Genomic DNA, 17,942 nt, shown 5'->3' with positions numbered 1-17,942 from the left:
ATCATTCCATTACAAGTCGCATAAGATGCAAATCTTCACCCTGTGTGATCTTATATTCTAAAGAACCACAATGCATACATTTAAAAATATTTTCTTTTAAAACACTAGTTTTATCGCATGTTAAACACAAAATTTCAAGCGGTGCAAGCTCTATAAAAAGCCTAGCACTTTTACAAAAAGAAGAATTTTCTTTAAAGGTTTCAAAACAACGCTTAAAAAGGTCCTCTTCTATACCACTTAAACGCCCTATTTTAACATAAATTTCTTGCACGCTTTTAGCCCCATTAGCTAAAACATGTTCTTCGCAAAGTTCGATTAAAGATTCTACAATGCTAAGCTCATGCATTAACAAATCCTTGGTAAAAGCTCACCCTTAGGTGCTTCTAAAAAGCGTTTTGCTCCATAAGCATTTTGCAAGATTACACGGGATTTTTTTTCTTCTAAAACCCTTCCTATAATATTTGCATTAGGATTATATTTTCTTAAAATTGCCAAAGCCTCTCCCTCCTCTTCTTTTTCTACACAAAGTATGAAAGTGCCTTCATTTGCAAGTTCAAAAGCTTCATAGCCAAAAAGCTCACAAAGCCCAGCTACTTCATTTTGTATAATGATTTTTTCTTCAAAAATCAATAAATCATTCCCGCTTTGTTTTGCCCATTCATTCAAAACCGCACTCAAACCCCCGCGTGTCGCATCGCGCATGGCTACTACTTTGATATTTTTCTCTAAAAGCTCTAAAACTTCTTTGTTTAAAGCCTTACAATCACTTTTTATATCGGCTTTTAAATCATTTCTTTTAATTAAAACACTAGCCCCGTGTCTGCCTATATCCCCTGAAACAAGTATACTCAATCCTGCTTTTATATTTTTAGTTTCCTTTTTAGAAATAATTTCCCCTAAAATGGTAGTATTAATATAAATTTCATCTCCCTTGCCCTTTGGTACTACCTTAGTATCTCCGCAAACTAGCATGACTTCACATTTTTCACACTCTTCTTTAATGCTTTGTAAAATCCTTTCAAGCTTTTCTAATTCAAAGCCTTCTTCTAAAATTAAGGCTAAACTAAGATATTTTGGCTTTGCACCCACCATTAAAATATCATTAACACAGCCACAAACACAAAGTTTTCCTATATTGGTTTGTTCATCTAAAAAAATGGGATTTAAAACAAAAGAATCCGTACTCAAAGCCAAATTCCCTAAAATGGCTGCATCATTAGCATCTTTTAAAATTTCATTATCAAAGATTTTAAAAAACTTCGATAAAAGATCATTCATCTCTTCTCCGCCACCCCCATGCGCTAAAGAAATGTTTTTCATGCATGCACCTTTGAGTATTTATAATACGCCGCACAAGCACCCTCACTTGAAACCATACAACTTCCTATAGGGTTTTTAGGCGTGCAAGCTTTAGCAAAAACCTTGCAATCATAAGGCTTAGCCAAACCTCTTAAAATTTTATGACAAATGCAAGCTTTACTTTCATCTTTACTTTGCACAGTACAATCAAACTTTTTGCTTGCATCATAAGCACTAAATTCTTCTTTTAATTCCAAGCCACCTTCTTTAACAAGCCCTAAGCCACGAAATTCAAAATCACATGTTTTAAAATATTCTTTGACCAAATTTTTGGCTTTTATATTACCTTGTTTGCTTACTGCTCTTGAGTATTGATTATAAACTTCAAAGCTTCCTTGGTTAACTTGCCTTACTAAATTTAAAATACTTTCTAAAATATCCACAGGTTCAAACCCGCTCACAGCTATAGGAGTTTTAAAACGAGTGGCTAAAGGCTTATAAATATCATAGCCTGTGATCACACTCACATGAGAAGGACCCAAAAAAGCATCAATTTTTACATTTTCATCATCCATAATCGCTTTAATAGGTGCAGGAACGGTAACATGATTAATATGCAAAAAAACATTTTTTATATCTTCTTCTATAAGTTTTTTAAGAAGCAATGCACTCATAGGGGTTGTTGTTTCAAAACCTATAGCAAAAAAAATAAGGGTTTTATTAGGATTTTGTTTTGCAAGTTCTAAAACTTCAAGCGGGGAGTAAAGTGCTCTTATATCCTTGCCCTTAGCTCTTAAATCAAGCAAAGAAAACTCACTCCCTCGGACCCTTAAAAGATCACCTAAAGTACATAAAATAACCCCTGGCATACTTGCAAGTTTAATAGCTACATCAATACGATTGCGCGGCATAACGCAAACAGGACAGCCTGGCCCATGGATAAAAGAAAGTTCTTTAGGCAAAAGCGAAGGCAAAGCATACTTCATAATACTATGCGTATGTCCTCCGCAAATTTCCATGATATTAATAGGAGTTTTACTCTCTTTAAAGATCAAATTTCTTAAAGCCAAAAAGCTTTTTTTATCTCTAAATTCATCGATAAAATTCATTTAAGCCCAAGTCTCCCTCATCACTTTTTATCTCACCTGAATTCATCTTTTGTACAATTTCTTCATAAAGTTTTATACTTTCTAAAGCGGCTTGTTTGTTGATTTTCTCCATAGCAACTCCAACATGGATTAAAACATAATCGCCCTTTTGCAAAGGCTCATCAATCAAATCTAAATTCACCTTTCTTTTCACACCTAAAGTCTGTACTAAAGCGTTATTTAATTCATCAATTTCTAAAATTTCAGAAGGAATAGACAAGCACATTAAAAAAGCTCCTTTTTAAATTTTAGCAATTTATACCAAAGTTCCATATTGGTACCATTTTTCGCATCAAGAGTTATAATATCAGCCCTTGGACTAAGCTCTTTAATAAGCTTGCTTGCTTCTTTGATATCAAAATCAAAATGGTGTGCCAAATCAGCTTTAGTGATCAATACTAAATCTGCCTTTTTAAACATCACAGGATACTTTTGAGGCTTATCACTGCCTTCAGTTACTGAAAGCAAAACTACATTTAAATGCTCGCCTAAATCATAGCTAGCAGGACACACCAAATTCCCCACATTTTCTATAAAAAGCAAATCCACATCATCTATAGCTAAATGATGTAAGGCTTCATGTACCATAAAAGCGTCTAAATGACAGCTTTGCCCTGTAGTGATTTGATACGCTAAAGCACCCGCATTTTTTACCCTTAAAGCATCATTTTGAGTTTCTAAATCTCCTTCAATCACAGCGATTTTAAACTCATCTTTTAAAGCTTTAATCGTGCTTTCTAAAAGCGTAGTCTTTCCACTTCCTGGTGAACTCATTAAATTGATACAAAGTGTATTTGACTCATTAAAATGGGATCTATTATGTGCAGCTTGTTCATCATTTTTACTCAAAATTTTAGAAATAAGCTCTAGAGTTTTACTCTCTTTTAAACTAGGATTGGCATGATGATCGCCATGATGAGAATGTTCTTGATGAGAGTGATCATGATGCGAAGGGGATGAATTTATAGAGCAGCCACAATCTTTACACATTTTCTATCCTTTCTAATTTTTACTTCAATTTTAACCTTAAAAATATTAAAAAATTATGAGTTTTTAAAATAATTTATTTTATTTTTCTAAATTTAAATAATGCACCATTTGTCCTAAGGCTATAGAACTATCATTGCAAGGGTATTTTAAAGGTAAAAAAAATTCAAAATCCCTAGCTTTTAAAAGTTCTATTAAAGTTTTATTTTGAAAAACTCCTCCACTTAAAAGTACTTTTAAATCATAATCCTTACTAAAAGTGATGATAAAATCAGCCAAAGCGTTTAACATACCTGTAATGGCCTTAGTTTTTTCATCTTTTAAAGCACCTAAAATCAAACTTTTAAAACAAATCTGTCCCTTTTGAACAAAAAGCTTATAAGAAAAATCAAGCTTTTTATCATAAAAAGCTTCACACATTAAGCCCATTTGAGCTTCATAAGAACTTTTCTCTATACCAAAAACTATGCTTCCAAAAGCATCAATAATACGACCTAAAGAACTTGTTTGCAAGGTAGAATGGGTATAAATTTTTTTAAGATTTTCAAGCTTAATTTTTGGAATTTTATCTAAAAATTCTTTGGCTTCTTTTTCCAAATCATAATGCCAAATCAAACTTAAGGCTAAATTTTGTATGTTTTTAATATCACTATTAATAAGGGTAAAATTCTCAAAATGAGCTATCCTCTCATATTCTTTTAAATTCCCTATTAAAACCTCTCCGCCCCAAATCTTACCATCTTCTCCATAGCCCGTTCCATCAGCTATAAAACCTAAAACTTTTTCATTTTGCATGAAGTGTTTTTCATATTCAAAATAAGCCGCACAAAAATGCGCATAATGATGGGCAATTTTTTGAGTAATTTTAAACTGCTTAGTATAAGCAAAGTGGGGATGTTTATCACACAATATAGCATCAAATTGCAATTCATAATTTTGCTTAAAAAATTCTAAAAGCTGAAAAAACCTCTCTTGCACATCCACACTTTTTAAATCCCCTATATAAGGAGAAAGCAAAAGCTTATTTTCATAAAAAATCACAAATTCATTCTTAAGTTCACAACCTAATGCCAAAAAAGTACCCTTTTTATCACTTTCATATTCTAAATAAAGTGGATTTAAACCCCTTGAAGTGCGTAAAAACATAGCTTCATCTTGGACAATTTGTAAAATACTATCATCACTTGCATTAATAATTTCTCTATCATAATCAAGATAAAAATCAAAAACTCCGCTAAGCTTTTGAAACAAATTCACCTCATCTTTAATAATACTTTCACCACTTAAATTAGCACTCGTTGCTACCACAATGCCATCAAAATACTCAAAAAGCAAAAGATGCAAAGGAGTATAAGCTAGCATAATACCTACCCTATCAATATCAGGTGCTATTAAAGGCAGGGTTTTTTTCGCCTTTAAAATCACAATAGGAGCTAAATTTGATCTTAACCAAGCTTGTTCTTTATCATTAATAAAGGCAAGTTTTTTAGCATGGTTTAAATCCTTACACATCAAAGCAAAGGGCTTTTTGGGACGATTCTTTCTCATTCTTAAAGTTTTTAAACTTTCTTCATTTAAAGCATCACACATTAAATGAAAACCTCCCATGCCTTTAATAGCTAAAATCTTTCCTTCTTTTAAAAGCTTAGCACATTCTATAAAAGCATTTTTATCATGGGATAAAATTTCCCCTTTTTGGTTTTTAAGAAAAACACTTATTTTACATTTAGGACAACTAATAGGCTGGGCATGAAAACGACGATTTTTAGGATCTTCGTATTCGCTTTTGCAAAACTCGCACAGGGCAAAATTCTGCATGCTTGTATTGCACCTATCATAAGGAAGACTTTTTATAATGCTAAAGCGTGGCCCACAATGCGTACAGGTAATAAAAGGATATAAAAAACGGGGATTTTTTTCATCAAAAAACTCTTTTTTACACTCCTTACACACTGCAAAATCACTTAATATAGGCACGCTTTTGGTATTTTGCAAAGAAGGAGTAATGCTAAAAGTGCTATAATTTAAAACAGAAGTTTTAATACAATCAAGCCTATCTATTCTTGCTAAAGAAGGAAGACTAGCCTTTAAATTTTGTATGAAATTTTCGCATTCTTTTTGAGTGCAAGCAAGTATAATTTCTACTCCAAAACCATCATTTCTTACCTCTCCTAAAAGCTTTAATTTTAAAGCCAAATCTAAAACCAAAGGACGAAATCCCACCCCTTGGACTAGACCTGAAATTTTAATCTTATATCCTAAGGGGTACATCACTAAGCTGACAATTTTTAAGATGTTTTAAAGTATTTTTAAGTAAAGCCTTATGTTCAAATAAAGATCCACTCACCACCGCTAATTGACTTTGTTTTTTCTCTCTTAACTCATCATAAGTATCACGCAAAAAATAAGCCAAGCTTTCCACAGCCCCATAAGCAATATTAGCACTATCAACTCCTGCTAGCATAAAGCTCATAGTAGAACGCAAAGTTCTAGTATAATCAAAGCTTTTATCTTCTTTTAAGCGATAATCAATCTTCACCCCACGCGGCATTTTTGACTCATCAGCAATTTTTAAAAGTTCTTCTCCTGCCTTTTGTAAATTTTCATCTAAATTCAACACCCTTCCTAGTAAACAAAGCAAAGAATAAAAATTATTTTTAAGTTTAAAGCTTTCATCTAAAAGCGGAAATTCTTTAGCAAAATTTTCTAAAAGCCTAGCTCCAATTTGATCTTTTCTAATCTCATCATAAAGTTCTTTAGAATCTTTAGGTAAAGACAATTTAAGCAAATTTAATTCTTTATTGATTAATAAAATATCTTCATAATCCTTGCTAAGCTCTAGTATAAAAGCTTGCTCACCATAAAGACTAAGTATATAAGAAATCCTGGCTAAATTTTTATCTTCTTTAGAAAAAATCAGCTCCCTTGCCTTAGTATTAATAAACTCAAAACCTTCTAAAACCACAAATTTATCATCTAAAGTCATGATTTGAAAGTCTTTTTCATATTCTTTTATCTTTTTTACACTTAAAAATTTGTATTCTTTTTCAAACAATTTCAAGCCCAAAGCAAAACAAAATAAATCCTGTGGAAGTTTTAATTTAAAATCATGAAAATCAAGATTGTAATTTTTTCTAAAAACAGCATTTAATCTTAATTTCATCAAAGGCTTTTCAAGACTAGCAAGGAATTTCAAATTTTCGTTTGAACACACAAAAACAGAATGAATGGCTGCTATATTACAAGGAAGCAAAAAATCGCAGTTAAAATCCCCTTTAAACAAAGCAAGCTCATAAATGCCTTTTTTATCTTTTATAAAAATGCTTTTTTCTTGCGTTAATAAATCAAAAGCCAAGTCCAAAAAAGAATTAAAATTATTCTCATTAAGCATGTGAAATTGCTCTAAATCGCTTGCAAATTCACACTCGCAAAACACACCCCATTCATTTTTGCTTAAGATTTTTTTCTCTTCATAAGCCTTAGAATTTAAATAAGTAATAAAAGCAAATTTTGAAAAATCTCTATGCTTAAACTCGCAAGGGACAAATGCTTGCGCAGCTTTTACATCAAATTGCCTTAAAAACATACTATGACTCATAGAATTTAAAGAATCACAAAAGGTCTTTAAGCTTGCCTCATCCCCATCAATGATAAAACGATAATGATCCTTTTGCTTTTCTAAAGTATAAGAATAATCCTTGGCATAAAAACGTAGCAAATACTCAAAAATATCATTATTTGCACTATAAACAAAATCAAATTCCAAAGTCATAGTATGCCTTTTTTCAAAAATATACTATAAATATAACATTTTTAACTTAAAAATTCTTTCTCTCTTTGTCTAAAATCACTCATAAAATATTCAATAAAAGCATAAAATTCTTTGCCATGATTAGGAAATTTCAAATGGGCTAATTCATGCAAAATCACATATTCTATAGCCTTTAAACTCTTTTGCAAAAGTCTTAAATTCAAATTAATATAAGCTTTATCTAATTACACGAACCCCAACGCGTTCGCATATTTTTAATACTTAAATGAGTGTAAATCAAGCCTGTTTTTTGATTCCATTTTTTAAGATAAAATGAAAAAATCTTTTTTGCATTTTGTCTTAAAAACAAATCCAAACTCGCTTTATCACAAGTGATAATAGTATTTTTATTAAAATGTGTTTTTTTAGCATGAGTGCAAAAAACGATCTTGTATTTTTTAGCTAAAAAAATCATTTCATCATTAAGAAAATTGAGTATAAACTTCTGCTTAGCCTTCACTCTCCATGCCCATGAATCCTCTAAAAAATTATAAACCTCCCAAAAAGCACAATAATAAGGTATACTAAGAACCCATTCTCCTTTGTCATTAAGTCTTAATCTTAAAGATTGGATGCGTTTTTTAGAATAAAAAAAGATCTCACCTTTATAAAGCAAGGTCTTCAAACAAGTGCTTTGCCTTGCCATTTCTTACTTTTCCATCGGTATGAATTTACTAAAGCACGCAAAAATTCATCTGCACAAAAACCTATCCAAACACCCAAAATCCCAAATCCAACATGAAAGCAAAGCACATAACCCACAGGCAAAGAAACCCCTATCATAAATACAAGTGCAGTAAAAAACGCAAATTTTGCATCCCCGCTAGCACGCAAGGAATTGACCATAACAATATTAAAAGTACGTGAAATTTCAAGAAAAATAGAAAGGGCAAATAAAGGCATCATTAAAGCTCTTAACTCCTCTTTAAGCCCTAAAAGCTGCATGGTAAAATCTTTAAAACCATAGTTTAAAAACGCAACTAAAGCACTTGCAATCACACTAAAATACAAAGCACGCCAAGTGTGTTTATACGCGATATTTTCATATCTTGCACCCACTAACTTGCCTATGATAATTTCATTAGCCATGCTGATTGCTTGTCCTATAAGCATAATAAGCATAGAAATTTGAAAATAAATTGTTTGTACGCTTAAATTCGCCTCGCCTAAACTTGCTACAAAAGCAAAAGCTATAGTATATTGCACTATCCATAAAAGATTTTCCCCTGCTGAGTATCCTCCTATATTTAAAACCTTTCTTAAAACTTCTTTTTCTAAGGCCAACATTTCTTTTATTTTAAGATGAATTTGCAATTTATAACAAAGTATAAAAAATAAAGCAAGCATAGCAAAAATACGCGCTATAACATTGCTAAGCCCTATTCCAAAAAGCTCTGATTGGGTATAATATAATGCATAATAATTCCCGCAAATAACTAATACATCCATCAAAAAACCTATAAGCATCACCCAATAAGCACCATTATAAACCCTCACTATAGCCGCTAAAACAATGCCTATAGCGTCAAAAAATAAGCAAATTGCTAGCATGCGTAAATAAATTTCACCCTCTTTTAATAATGCATCCGGGATCTTTAAAAGATAAAGCAAATACTCCCCATGCCAGAAAATCAATACAGCACACAAAAACCCCAAAAGAATATTTAAAAACAAACTCTGATGAATAACCTTTCTAGCTAAAACAAAATTCCTTGCTCCAAGTGCTTGAGAAATGACTACACTACAACCTACACTCAAAAATAAAAAAATAGTGATAAAAAGATCTAAAATTTGATTGCCCGCTCCCATAGCTCCTACAAGAAAATTAGAATAATGAGACACCATAGCAGTATTAATAATAACACTTAAGTATTTTGAAAATAAATCACAAAAGATAGGAAAACTTAGTCTAAGCAAAGAAAATTGTTTTTTCACCATAGATCATACTTTAAAAAAACAATTATAAATTTTAATTTCTGATTTTTTAACTTTTAAAGCATTGTTTAATTTTTGAAAACATCTTAAAACATATATCAAATAAGAAAAATACTCTTGCTTACTTTGAATTTTTAAAAGATTTTTAAAGCAAACTAAAATACTCTTAAGCAAAATCATATCCTTTGAAAAATTTCTTTTTTAAGGATATTATTTTAATAAAAATACACTTGTTTTCAAATAAATCTAAGCAAATTTCGTTTTGAGTTAAAGACAAAAATCAATATCATCTTGTCTTTAACTCTATAAATTTTTAATAAATTCCAAAATAAGCAAATATTATACCCACTATTAAAGCTATAATAGGAATGATGACTGCAACCACACAAATATCTAAATAACTCTTTTTATGACTCATTCCTGTAATTACAAGTAAGGTCAAAACCGCACCATTGTGAGGCAAAGCATCAAGTCCACCTGATGATATAGAGGCTACTCTATGGAATAATTCTAAAGAAATATTTTCATTTAATGCTATTTCTTTATATTTTGCACCCAAAGCCTCCAAAGCTATCCCCATACCACCAGAAGCAGACCCTGTAGCCCCTGCTAATAAATTCACTGCTATAGCTTCAGAAATCAAAGGATTTGTTTTAAAACCTAAAAGCAAATGAGTTAAGGTTTGAAATCCTGGAACGGCTTTAACAACACTACCAAAACCTACCGCAGCTGATGTATTAATAATAGCTATAATAGAACCTTGCGCCCCTGCATTTATAGCTTGGATAAAATCTTTAAATCTATGTACATTTAAAATAAGTATTGCAAGAATACCACACAATAAAGCATTAATAATTTCAAAAGAAAATAAATTTAATAAAACCACCACGCAAAGCAAAGGCACTAATGATAAAATAAAATTAGGAACTTTTTGCTCTAAAGAAGAACGATGTTTTTCATCCGGTTCATCATAAAATTCCCCTAAATTTTTAAAATAATTTTCTCTGTATTTAAGATAAAAATATCCCCCAAGAAGCATAATCAATCCAGATATTATACCCATAATAGGTGCTGCCATGGCTGTAGTATCAAAATACTTTATAGGGATTAGATTTTGAATTTGAGGGCTACCAGGAAGGGCTGCCATAGTAAAAGTAAAAGCACCTAAAGCTATAGTCGGTGGAATAAGTCTTCTTGGTATATTAGCTTTTCTAAACAAAGACAAAGCTAGAGGATAAACCGCAAAAACAACCACAAAAAGACTTACCCCACCATAGGTTAAGATCGCAGCTGAAAGTATCACCCCTAAAATCGCTCTTTTTTCTCCTAGAATTTTTCCTATAGCTAAAGAAACAGAATTCGCCATAGAAGTAATTTCCATGAGTTTGCCAAAAATTGCTCCAAGCATAAAAACAGGAAACCAAGTCTTAGCAAAAGCCACAAAACCTCCCATATAAACATTAGTATAGCTATCAAACAAATCAAGCCCCCCACCTAATGCCACAACACCAGCTGCAATAGGTGCCACCCATACTATAGACCAGCCAAGATAAGCTAATATCATTAAAATAAGCAAACCTAAAATTATACCTGTCATATTAGCCTCCTTATTGTGCTGTATAACCTGCGTCAATGACCATATTTTGACCAGTTATATGCTTAGCCTCATCAGAAGCCAAAAACAAAGCTAAAGCCGCAATATCATTAATATCAATCAACTGTTTTTGAGGTATTAAAGGATAAAGCACTTCTTCTAAAACCTGTTCTAAACTCACGCCCCTAGTATTTGCTAAATCTTGCATTTGACCCCTTACTAAAGGAGTATCTATATAGCCTGGACAAATGGCATTAGCTGTAATCTTAAACATAGCACATTCTAAAGCTGTGACCTTTGTAAGTCCTATAAGCCCATGCTTTGCACTATTATAAGCAGCCTTACCAGCAAAGCCTATAAGTCCATTAATAGAAGCCATATTAATAATACGACCGAATTTTTGCTCTTTCATTATAGGCAAAACATATTTAGTACTGCAAAAAGCACCCACTAGCATAATTTGTATCATTTGTTCAAATTTAGCAGTGGGAAAATCTTCGATTTTTGCAACATATTGCAAGCCTGCATTATTGATTAAAACATCTATGCGTTTGAATTTCTCATAAGTTTTTTGGATTAAATTTTGTATATCACTTTCTTTACTAACATCGCATTTTACTCCTAAAACTTCATCTTTAGGATAAGCTTTAATAGTTTGATTTAAAGCATCTTCATTTAGATCTGAAAAAACCACATTATAATTTTCTTTAAAAAATTTTTGCGCTATGTTTAAACCTATACCACTAGCACTACCTGTAATAACTACAACTTTTTTCATATTATTTCTCCTTTGTTCATGTTAAAAAAATATAATCCACAACACACTATTAAACCTGCAAAAATCAGAGTAAGCACACAATAACCCATAATATCCTTAGCACCCAAACCTGCAATAGCTAAAAGCCGGCAAGGCCCAAAAAGGCTGTATCATATTAGTCCAAGAATCACCCCAACAATAAATAAATTATAAGTAGAAAAAAGAGTCTGAGTATAATAGGAATAGCTTGACTAATCACACCTGCACTTATGGTATGTAAATTTTCATTTTGTGTAGCTATGCTTAAAGGAATAGATCCTGATAAACCCCATGCCAAATCACAAAACCAGAATAAGCACTCGCAATAAGAAGCCCTATAATCTACTCCTTTAACATTCTTTGCAATTTCTTTTGCAAAAATCGCACTAATAACTAAACCAAATCCCCAATTAATCCAATTTGCTATTAAAGATAAAAAAGTAACTAAAACTATAGCCGCATAAGCACTCTTAGGCAAAGAAGCGAGGTATTTTAAAAATTTCTGAATCAATTGGGCACTAGCTAAAGCCTGACCTAATACCAAAACAAGAGCCATTTGCATAGAAAAACTCAAAAGAGTCCATAAGCCATTTCCCCAGCTAGAAACTATACTTGATACATTTTGTCCTGTAAAAAAATAAACAAGAATAAAAACAAAAAAGCTTAAAATTCCCACTAAAACAAAAGAATCAGGCAAGCATTTTGATGCTAAAAACACACAAGCTGAAGTAAAACGTCTTAATAAAAACATAAAATTTCCTATAAGCACACTTCAAATTCTGCTTCGGTTTTAGCCTTTATTTCCTCCAAACTTACTCCTTCTTGTAATTCAATAAGCTTCATTTTTCCATCTTCAAAATCAAAAACACCAAGTTCTGTAATCAATCTATGAACCACAGCTTTACCCGTTAAAGGCAAGGTGCATTCTTTTTTTACCTTACTTTCGCCCTTTTTATTAGTGTGTTCCATGACAACCACTATTCTTCTAGCCCCTGCGACTAAATCCATAGCCCCACCCATACCTTTAACCAATTTTCCAGGTATCATGTAATTTGCTAAATCTCCCTTTTGAGAAACTTCCATAGCACCAAGAAGGGCTAAGTTAATATGATTGCCTCTTATCATAGCAAAAGATTCAGCACTATCAAAAAAAGAAGCTCCTTTAACCACACTTACAGTCTCTTTGCCCGCATTGATTAAATCAGCATCAACTTCATTTTCTTTAGGATAAGAACCTATACCCAATAATCCATTTTCAGAATGCAAAAATACCTCTAAATTCAAGCTTTTAATTTCATCAGCTACTAAGGTTGGTATCCCTATGCCAAGATTGACATACATCCCATCTTTTATTTCTTTAACGGCTCTTTTTACTATAATCTGTTTTGACATCTTTTATCCTTTATCCACGGTTAATTTTTCTATTCTTTTTTCATAAAATTCACCCTTATAAACAAAATCCACATAAATTCCGCTCAAATGCACACTATCAGGATTAATTTCATCTACTAGTTCTTCAACCTCAGCCACAGTAATTTTTCCTGCACTAGCACATAAAGGATTAAAATTTCTAGCTGTTTTATTAAAAATCAAATTGCCGTATTTATCTGCTTTTTGGGCTTTTACTAAAGCAAAATCCCCTTTAATGGCTTGCTCTAAAATATACATTTTTCCATCAAATTCTTTATGCTCTTTACTTTGCGCTACTAAAGTCCCAATGCCTGTTTGAGTATAAAAACCAGCAATCCCAGCCCCACCAGCTCTTAATTGCTCTGCTAAAGTACCTTGTGGGGTAAGCACAACCTCTAATTCTTTATTGATCAATTGCTGTTCAAAAATTTTATTTTCTCCTACATAAGAAGCTATCATCTTTTTAATCTGTTTATTTGCTAGCAAAATCCCAAGTCCAAAATCATCTACACCGCAATTATTACTCACAACGGTTAAATCCTTTACGCCCAATTCCTTCACCTTAGCTATACTATACTCAGGAATACCACAAAGTCCAAATCCACCGACTAAAAGAGTCATACCGTCTTTTAAATCTTTAAAAGCCAGATCTAAATTATCTATAATTTTATTCATTTTTATTCCTTCATTTCAACTAAAACGCTAATACCTTGCCCTCCACCTACACACAAAGTAGCCAGCCCTAATTCTTTTTTATTTTGTCTTAAAGCATAAATCAAACTCGTTAGTATTCTAGCTCCACTAGCCCCTATAGGATGACCTAAAGCTATAGCTCCGCCGTGTATGTTTATCTTCTCTTCATCAGCTTTTAATTCTCTAATGCTTGCTATACTTTGAGCTGCAAAGGCTTCATTAAGTTCTATTAAATCTATATCTTTTAAATCAAGTTTATTTTTCTTTAAAAGTTCTTTAACTGCAAAAGCCGCACCTATACCCATAACACTTGGATCAACGCCCACACTAGCAAAAGATTTAAGAGTAGCAAGAATAGGCAAGCCCAATTCTTTAGCCTTTTCTTTAGAAGCTAGCATAAGCATGGCCGCTCCATCATTAATACCGGAAGAATTTCCAGCAGTTACGCTACCTTCTTTATCAAACACAGGAGAAAGTTTTGAAAGCTTTTCTATACTTGCATCTTTTCTTACAAATTCATCTTCTTTAAAAAGGAATTCATTCTTTTTATCTTTTATATTTAAGGCTAAAATTTCATCATTAAATTTGCCTTGCTCTATAGCCTTTGTGGCCTTTTTATGAGAATTTAAAGCAAATTCATCTTGCTCTTGCCTTGAAATATGATATTTTTTAGCTAAATTTTCAGCAGTAATGCCCATATGATAATCATTTAAAGCACACCATAAACCATCATTAATCATACTATCTATTAAAGTTTGATTGCCCATTTTATAACCTAATCTAGCATTTTGCATGATAAAAGGCGATAAGGACATATTTTCAACACCCCCAGCCAAAATCAAAGACGCATTAGCCAAAGTTATTGAATTAAAACCAAGTTCTATAGCCTTAAGACCAGATCCGCAAACCATACTCACTAAAAAAGCTGTTTTATCCTCTTTTAAACCACTTTTTAAAAGAGCTTGTCTAGCTATATTTTGTCCTTGTCCAGCTTGTAAAACCTGTCCTAAAACCAACTCATCTATGCAATGAGTTTGCACATTTAAACTTTCTATTAAATTTTTACTTAAAATACTGACCATATCCACAGGCTTGAGTGTTTTAAGTGATCCTAGAAAAGTTCCAATGGCAGTTCTTTTAGCTGCTACTATTACAACCTCTTTCATAAAATAATCCTTTGCTTTGTAGTTAATTTTACCTCGATCTTAAGTATATTAAAAACAAAACATTTCTTAAGAATAAACCACCCATCAAGAAACAAAAAATCAAAAAATGTATCAATAATGTTACTTTTTTATACATTTTCAAAAACTAAGCATAAAATTGAAGTAAAATAATAAAAACAAATAAAAACACACGCGTAAAAACAACACTATTTAAACATTTTAATCAAAATTTCAGCCTTATGTTACATTTTAATAATACCCATTACATTTTAGCAATACCTCATAATAAAGATATGATTATAAAAATCATATCTTTCATAATTTATCTTAAATTAATTTTTATTATATTATCTTTATTTACTGTGAAAAATCATGGATATTAAAATACTGATATTTAATTTAAAATTTTATACAAAAACAGAGGATTGATAAATGGAAAAAATTCTATTATTAGGTGGGGGATATGCCAGCTTATCTTTTATAAAAAATTTAAATAAAAATACCTTGAAAAAATATGATATTACTTTAATTTCAAAAGAAGATTATCATTATCAAAGTGTTTTGCTCCACCAAGTCGTTAGTTCAGGAAAAAACATCAATATTAATTATAAAGAAATTTTACCTCAAGAAGTCACTTTTATCAAAGATCAAATCCTAGAGATTAAAGAAAATGAAGTGGTAGGATTGAAGGCAAAGTACGATTATGATTTTCTTATTATAGGTTTAGGATTTAATAGCGATGATTTTAAGATCCCAGGAGTTAAAGAATATGCTTTTGATATAGTCGATTTTAAAAACAGCTTCACAATTTATGAAAAAATGAAAAATTATGATAATAATTTAGAAATTGCAGTTTGTGGAGGAGGATTTAGCGGGATAGAACTATTAGGAAATTTAGCCCACGATTTAAAAAAAATCAATAAAAATTTTAAACTCAAATGCATAGAATTTATGCCAACAATTTTACCTATATTTGATAAGGATCTTGCTTTACAGGCCCAACTTTATCTAGAAAAATTAGGCATTGAGTTTTATCTTAATTCTAAAATCATCCAATGCCAAAAAGATGGAGTAATCATACAAAAAAACAATGCAGAAGAAAAAATAAATGCTAATTTCATTCTTTGGACAGCTGGAGTACAAGGCAATCCAGTAATAGGAAATTCTTCCTTTTTTAATTCTCAAAGGAATAAAATAGAAATCAATGCCTTTTTAAATCCCTTAAATCAAGAAAAACCAATGAATAATATTTTTGTCTTAGGAGATTGTGCTTTATTAAAAGATGCTAATAACAAAGCTTATGCTCCAACAGCACAATTAGCAAACCAACAAAGCCAATATCTGGCTAAAAGATTTAATAATGATTTTAAATTTAATGATTTTTTTCATTACCAAAACAAAGGAATCTTATGTTCTTTAGGCGAAAATTACGCTATAGGAGTTATAAAAAACAAAAGCATAAAAGGAAGCCTAGCATCCTATATTAAAAAATTCATAGAATTGCAATGGCTTTTAAAACTTAAAGGCTTAAAAGCTCTATTAGGATAAATTCTATCCAAAAACACCGCTTAAATAGGCTTTAGTTTTTTCTTGCTTTGGGTTTTCAAAAATTTCTTGACTTTGACCTAATTCTACTAATTGTCCAAGATGAAAAAAGGCTGTATAATCGCCAATGCGTTTGCCTTGCTGCATATTATGTGTTATCATGATCATAGAAAGATTATGACTTAATTCTTTTAAAAGTTCTTCTATAATACTTAAACTTATAGGATCAAGTGCTGAAGTAGGTTCACCTAAAAGCAAAAGCTTAGGCTTAATAGCTAAGGCTCTTGCTATACAAAGACGCTGTTGCTGTCCTCCTAAAAGGACTAAAGCATTTTGCTTTAATTTATCTTTAACTTCTTTAAAAAGCCCTACTTTTTCTAAGCAATCAACCACCAAAGCCTCTTCCTCGTCTTTATTTTTAAACATGCCATGAAGCCTAGGTGCATAAGAGATATTTTCATAAATGCTTTTTACAAAAACATTAGCCTGTTGAAACACCATACCTACATTTTTACGCAAAACCACCACATCTTGATGATTAACATCTTTACCTTCAACCTCAATCAAACCATAAATCTTTGCGATTTTATCATTCATTCTATTAAAACAACGCAAAAAAGTAGATTTTCCACATCCTGAAGCCCCTATGAGAGTGGTTATTTTGTTTTGCTTAATTTGCATATTGATATCAAGCAAGGCCTGTTTTTTCCCATAAAATAAATTTAAATTGCTTATTTTTGCTATCATTTTAATCTTCCTTGAAAATATTTTCTTAACAATACCGCACTTAAATTAAGCACAACTAAAACCCCCAAAAGCACCATATGCTGCAGTTCTTTCTAAAAAAGCACGCTCAGGCATGGCCAACCATGAGTAAATTTGGGCTGATAAAACACTAGTAGGATCAAAAATAGAATTTGCCACATCAGGGATAAAAGCTATCATACCTATAATCATTAAAGGTGCTGTTTCTCCTATAGCCTGTGCTAAAGTAAGTATAGTCCCTGTTAAAATCATAGGCATAGCTAAAGGCAAAATAATGCCTTTAATCACTTGCACCCTTGTCATACCTAAAGCATAAGCAGCATTTTTCATATTTATATCCACGCTTTTTAAAGCTGCCTTTGTACAAACAATGATAATAGGCAAACTCATCATGGCCAAAGTAAGCCCTCCTACTAAAGTACTAGATCGAGGCATATTAAAAAGATTGATAAACACCCCAAGTCCTAAAAGTCCAAATAAAATACTAAGAATACTAGCAAGATTATTAATACACACTTCTATAAAATGTGTAAAAATATTTTGTGGTGCAAATTCTTCTAGATAAATAGCGGTTGCAATCCCTATAGGAACACTCACAACCATACAAACAAGCATCACAAGCAAGGTCCCTACAAGCGAAGATAAAATACCTGAATTTTCAGGCGATTTAGAATCCCCATTTAAAAAGAAAGGAGTATTAAAACGAAGTTCTATTTCGCCTTTTTGCACAAGTTCATCTACTAAAGCTCTTTGCTGTTGATTTAAGCGATTGTATTTTTGCTTCATATACTGA

General features: G+C 31.6%; 19 protein-coding genes and 1 pseudogene. 1 reads left to right on the top strand and 19 read right to left on the bottom strand.

Annotated features, from left to right (window positions below; translation table 11 throughout):
• Position 1 precedes the first annotated feature (1 nt).
• From GRQ01_RS02685 to GRQ01_RS02615, 17 genes and pseudogenes are all read right to left on the bottom strand, one after another.
• On the bottom strand, positions 2 to 346 hold the full coding sequence (locus tag GRQ01_RS02685; RefSeq protein WP_158334302.1) for a hydrogenase maturation nickel metallochaperone HypA/HybF: 345 nt from the start codon (positions 344 to 346) through the stop codon (positions 2 to 4).
• Positions 346 to 1,320: a hydrogenase expression/formation protein HypE gene (gene hypE / locus GRQ01_RS02680; protein ID WP_158334301.1), complete on the bottom strand. Its 975-nt coding sequence runs from the start codon at positions 1,318 to 1,320 to the stop codon at positions 346 to 348. Before hypE ends, GRQ01_RS02685 begins: the two co-directional genes overlap by 1 nt.
• Entirely contained in the window at positions 1,317 to 2,408 is a 1,092-nt protein-coding gene (hypD, locus tag GRQ01_RS02675) for a hydrogenase formation protein HypD (protein ID WP_158334300.1), read from the bottom strand. The genes hypE and hypD overlap by 4 nt, the downstream gene beginning before the upstream one ends.
• Positions 2,392 to 2,673, bottom strand: a complete 282-nt coding sequence (locus GRQ01_RS02670; RefSeq protein ID WP_158334299.1) for a HypC/HybG/HupF family hydrogenase formation chaperone — start codon at positions 2,671 to 2,673, stop codon at positions 2,392 to 2,394. Before GRQ01_RS02670 ends, hypD begins: the two co-directional genes overlap by 17 nt.
• Positions 2,673 to 3,437 carry a hydrogenase nickel incorporation protein HypB gene (gene hypB / locus GRQ01_RS02665; protein WP_158334298.1) on the bottom strand — a complete coding sequence of 255 codons (765 nt, stop codon included), beginning with the start codon at positions 3,435 to 3,437 and terminating at the stop codon, positions 2,673 to 2,675. The genes GRQ01_RS02670 and hypB overlap by 1 nt, the downstream gene beginning before the upstream one ends.
• A 78-nt stretch (positions 3,438 to 3,515) precedes the next feature.
• On the bottom strand, positions 3,516 to 5,705 hold the full coding sequence (hypF, locus tag GRQ01_RS02660; RefSeq protein ID WP_158334297.1) for a carbamoyltransferase HypF: 2,190 nt from the start codon (positions 5,703 to 5,705) through the stop codon (positions 3,516 to 3,518).
• Entirely contained in the window at positions 5,686 to 7,206 is a 1,521-nt protein-coding gene (locus GRQ01_RS02655; RefSeq protein ID WP_158334296.1) for a hypothetical protein, read from the bottom strand. The genes hypF and GRQ01_RS02655 overlap by 20 nt, the downstream gene beginning before the upstream one ends.
• A gap of 41 nt (positions 7,207 to 7,247) precedes the next feature.
• Positions 7,248 to 7,891 (bottom strand): annotated as a pseudogene (locus tag GRQ01_RS02650) (M48 family metallopeptidase).
• On the bottom strand, positions 7,867 to 9,183 hold the full coding sequence (locus GRQ01_RS02645; RefSeq protein ID WP_158334295.1) for an MATE family efflux transporter: 1,317 nt from the start codon (positions 9,181 to 9,183) through the stop codon (positions 7,867 to 7,869). The pseudogene GRQ01_RS02650 and the gene GRQ01_RS02645 overlap by 25 nt, the downstream one beginning before the upstream one ends.
• A gap of 310 nt (positions 9,184 to 9,493) precedes the next feature.
• Positions 9,494 to 10,777, bottom strand: a complete 1,284-nt coding sequence (locus GRQ01_RS02640) for a GntP family permease (protein WP_158334294.1) — start codon at positions 10,775 to 10,777, stop codon at positions 9,494 to 9,496.
• 10 nt (positions 10,778 to 10,787) lie between these two features.
• Positions 10,788 to 11,552: a 3-hydroxybutyrate dehydrogenase gene (locus GRQ01_RS02635; protein ID WP_158334293.1), complete on the bottom strand. Its 765-nt coding sequence runs from the start codon at positions 11,550 to 11,552 to the stop codon at positions 10,788 to 10,790.
• On the bottom strand, positions 11,549 to 11,668 hold the full coding sequence (locus GRQ01_RS07665; protein WP_373451529.1) for a TIGR00366 family protein: 120 nt from the start codon (positions 11,666 to 11,668) through the stop codon (positions 11,549 to 11,551). The genes GRQ01_RS02635 and GRQ01_RS07665 overlap by 4 nt, the downstream gene beginning before the upstream one ends.
• Positions 11,649 to 11,735 (bottom strand): TIGR00366 family protein, encoded by an 87-nt coding sequence (locus tag GRQ01_RS07745; protein WP_324250698.1) that lies wholly within the window; start codon positions 11,733 to 11,735, stop codon positions 11,649 to 11,651. Before GRQ01_RS07745 ends, GRQ01_RS07665 begins: the two co-directional genes overlap by 20 nt.
• Positions 11,719 to 12,321 (bottom strand): TIGR00366 family protein, encoded by a 603-nt coding sequence (locus GRQ01_RS02630; RefSeq protein WP_227656229.1) that lies wholly within the window; start codon positions 12,319 to 12,321, stop codon positions 11,719 to 11,721. Before GRQ01_RS02630 ends, GRQ01_RS07745 begins: the two co-directional genes overlap by 17 nt.
• An 8-nt stretch (positions 12,322 to 12,329) precedes the next feature.
• Positions 12,330 to 12,962 carry a 3-oxoacid CoA-transferase subunit B gene (locus GRQ01_RS02625; RefSeq protein WP_158334292.1) on the bottom strand — a complete coding sequence of 211 codons (633 nt, stop codon included), beginning with the start codon at positions 12,960 to 12,962 and terminating at the stop codon, positions 12,330 to 12,332.
• Positions 12,963 to 12,965: 3 nt separating this feature from the next.
• Positions 12,966 to 13,655 carry a CoA transferase subunit A gene (locus GRQ01_RS02620; protein WP_158334291.1) on the bottom strand — a complete coding sequence of 230 codons (690 nt, stop codon included), beginning with the start codon at positions 13,653 to 13,655 and terminating at the stop codon, positions 12,966 to 12,968.
• Positions 13,656 to 13,657: 2 nt separating this feature from the next.
• The gene (locus GRQ01_RS02615; RefSeq protein WP_158334290.1) at positions 13,658 to 14,839 is read right to left on the bottom strand and encodes an acetyl-CoA C-acetyltransferase; all 1,182 of its coding nucleotides are present in this window, start codon (positions 14,837 to 14,839) and stop codon (positions 13,658 to 13,660) included.
• A gap of 432 nt (positions 14,840 to 15,271) precedes the next feature.
• Here GRQ01_RS02615 and GRQ01_RS02610 point away from each other — a divergent pair, with 432 nt between their 5' ends.
• A complete protein-coding gene (locus GRQ01_RS02610; protein ID WP_158334289.1) occupies positions 15,272 to 16,387 on the top strand; it encodes an NAD(P)/FAD-dependent oxidoreductase in 1,116 nt (371 codons plus the stop codon).
• Positions 16,388 to 16,390: 3 nt separating this feature from the next.
• Here GRQ01_RS02610 and GRQ01_RS02605 read toward each other — a convergent pair whose 3' ends face one another.
• The gene (locus tag GRQ01_RS02605; protein ID WP_158334288.1) at positions 16,391 to 17,131 is read right to left on the bottom strand and encodes a phosphate ABC transporter ATP-binding protein; all 741 of its coding nucleotides are present in this window, start codon (positions 17,129 to 17,131) and stop codon (positions 16,391 to 16,393) included.
• Positions 17,132 to 17,176: 45 nt separating this feature from the next.
• Entirely contained in the window at positions 17,177 to 17,935 is a 759-nt protein-coding gene (gene pstA, locus GRQ01_RS02600; protein ID WP_193699212.1) for a phosphate ABC transporter permease PstA, read from the bottom strand.
• Between the last annotated feature and the right edge of the window lie 7 nt (positions 17,936 to 17,942).

This window comes from Campylobacter bilis, from assembly GCF_016806695.1.
Classification (GTDB): Bacteria; Campylobacterota; Campylobacteria; order Campylobacterales; family Campylobacteraceae; genus Campylobacter_D; species Campylobacter_D bilis.
Note: the sequence above shows the minus strand (reverse complement) of the source record. Positions and strands in the feature narration are given on the sequence as shown.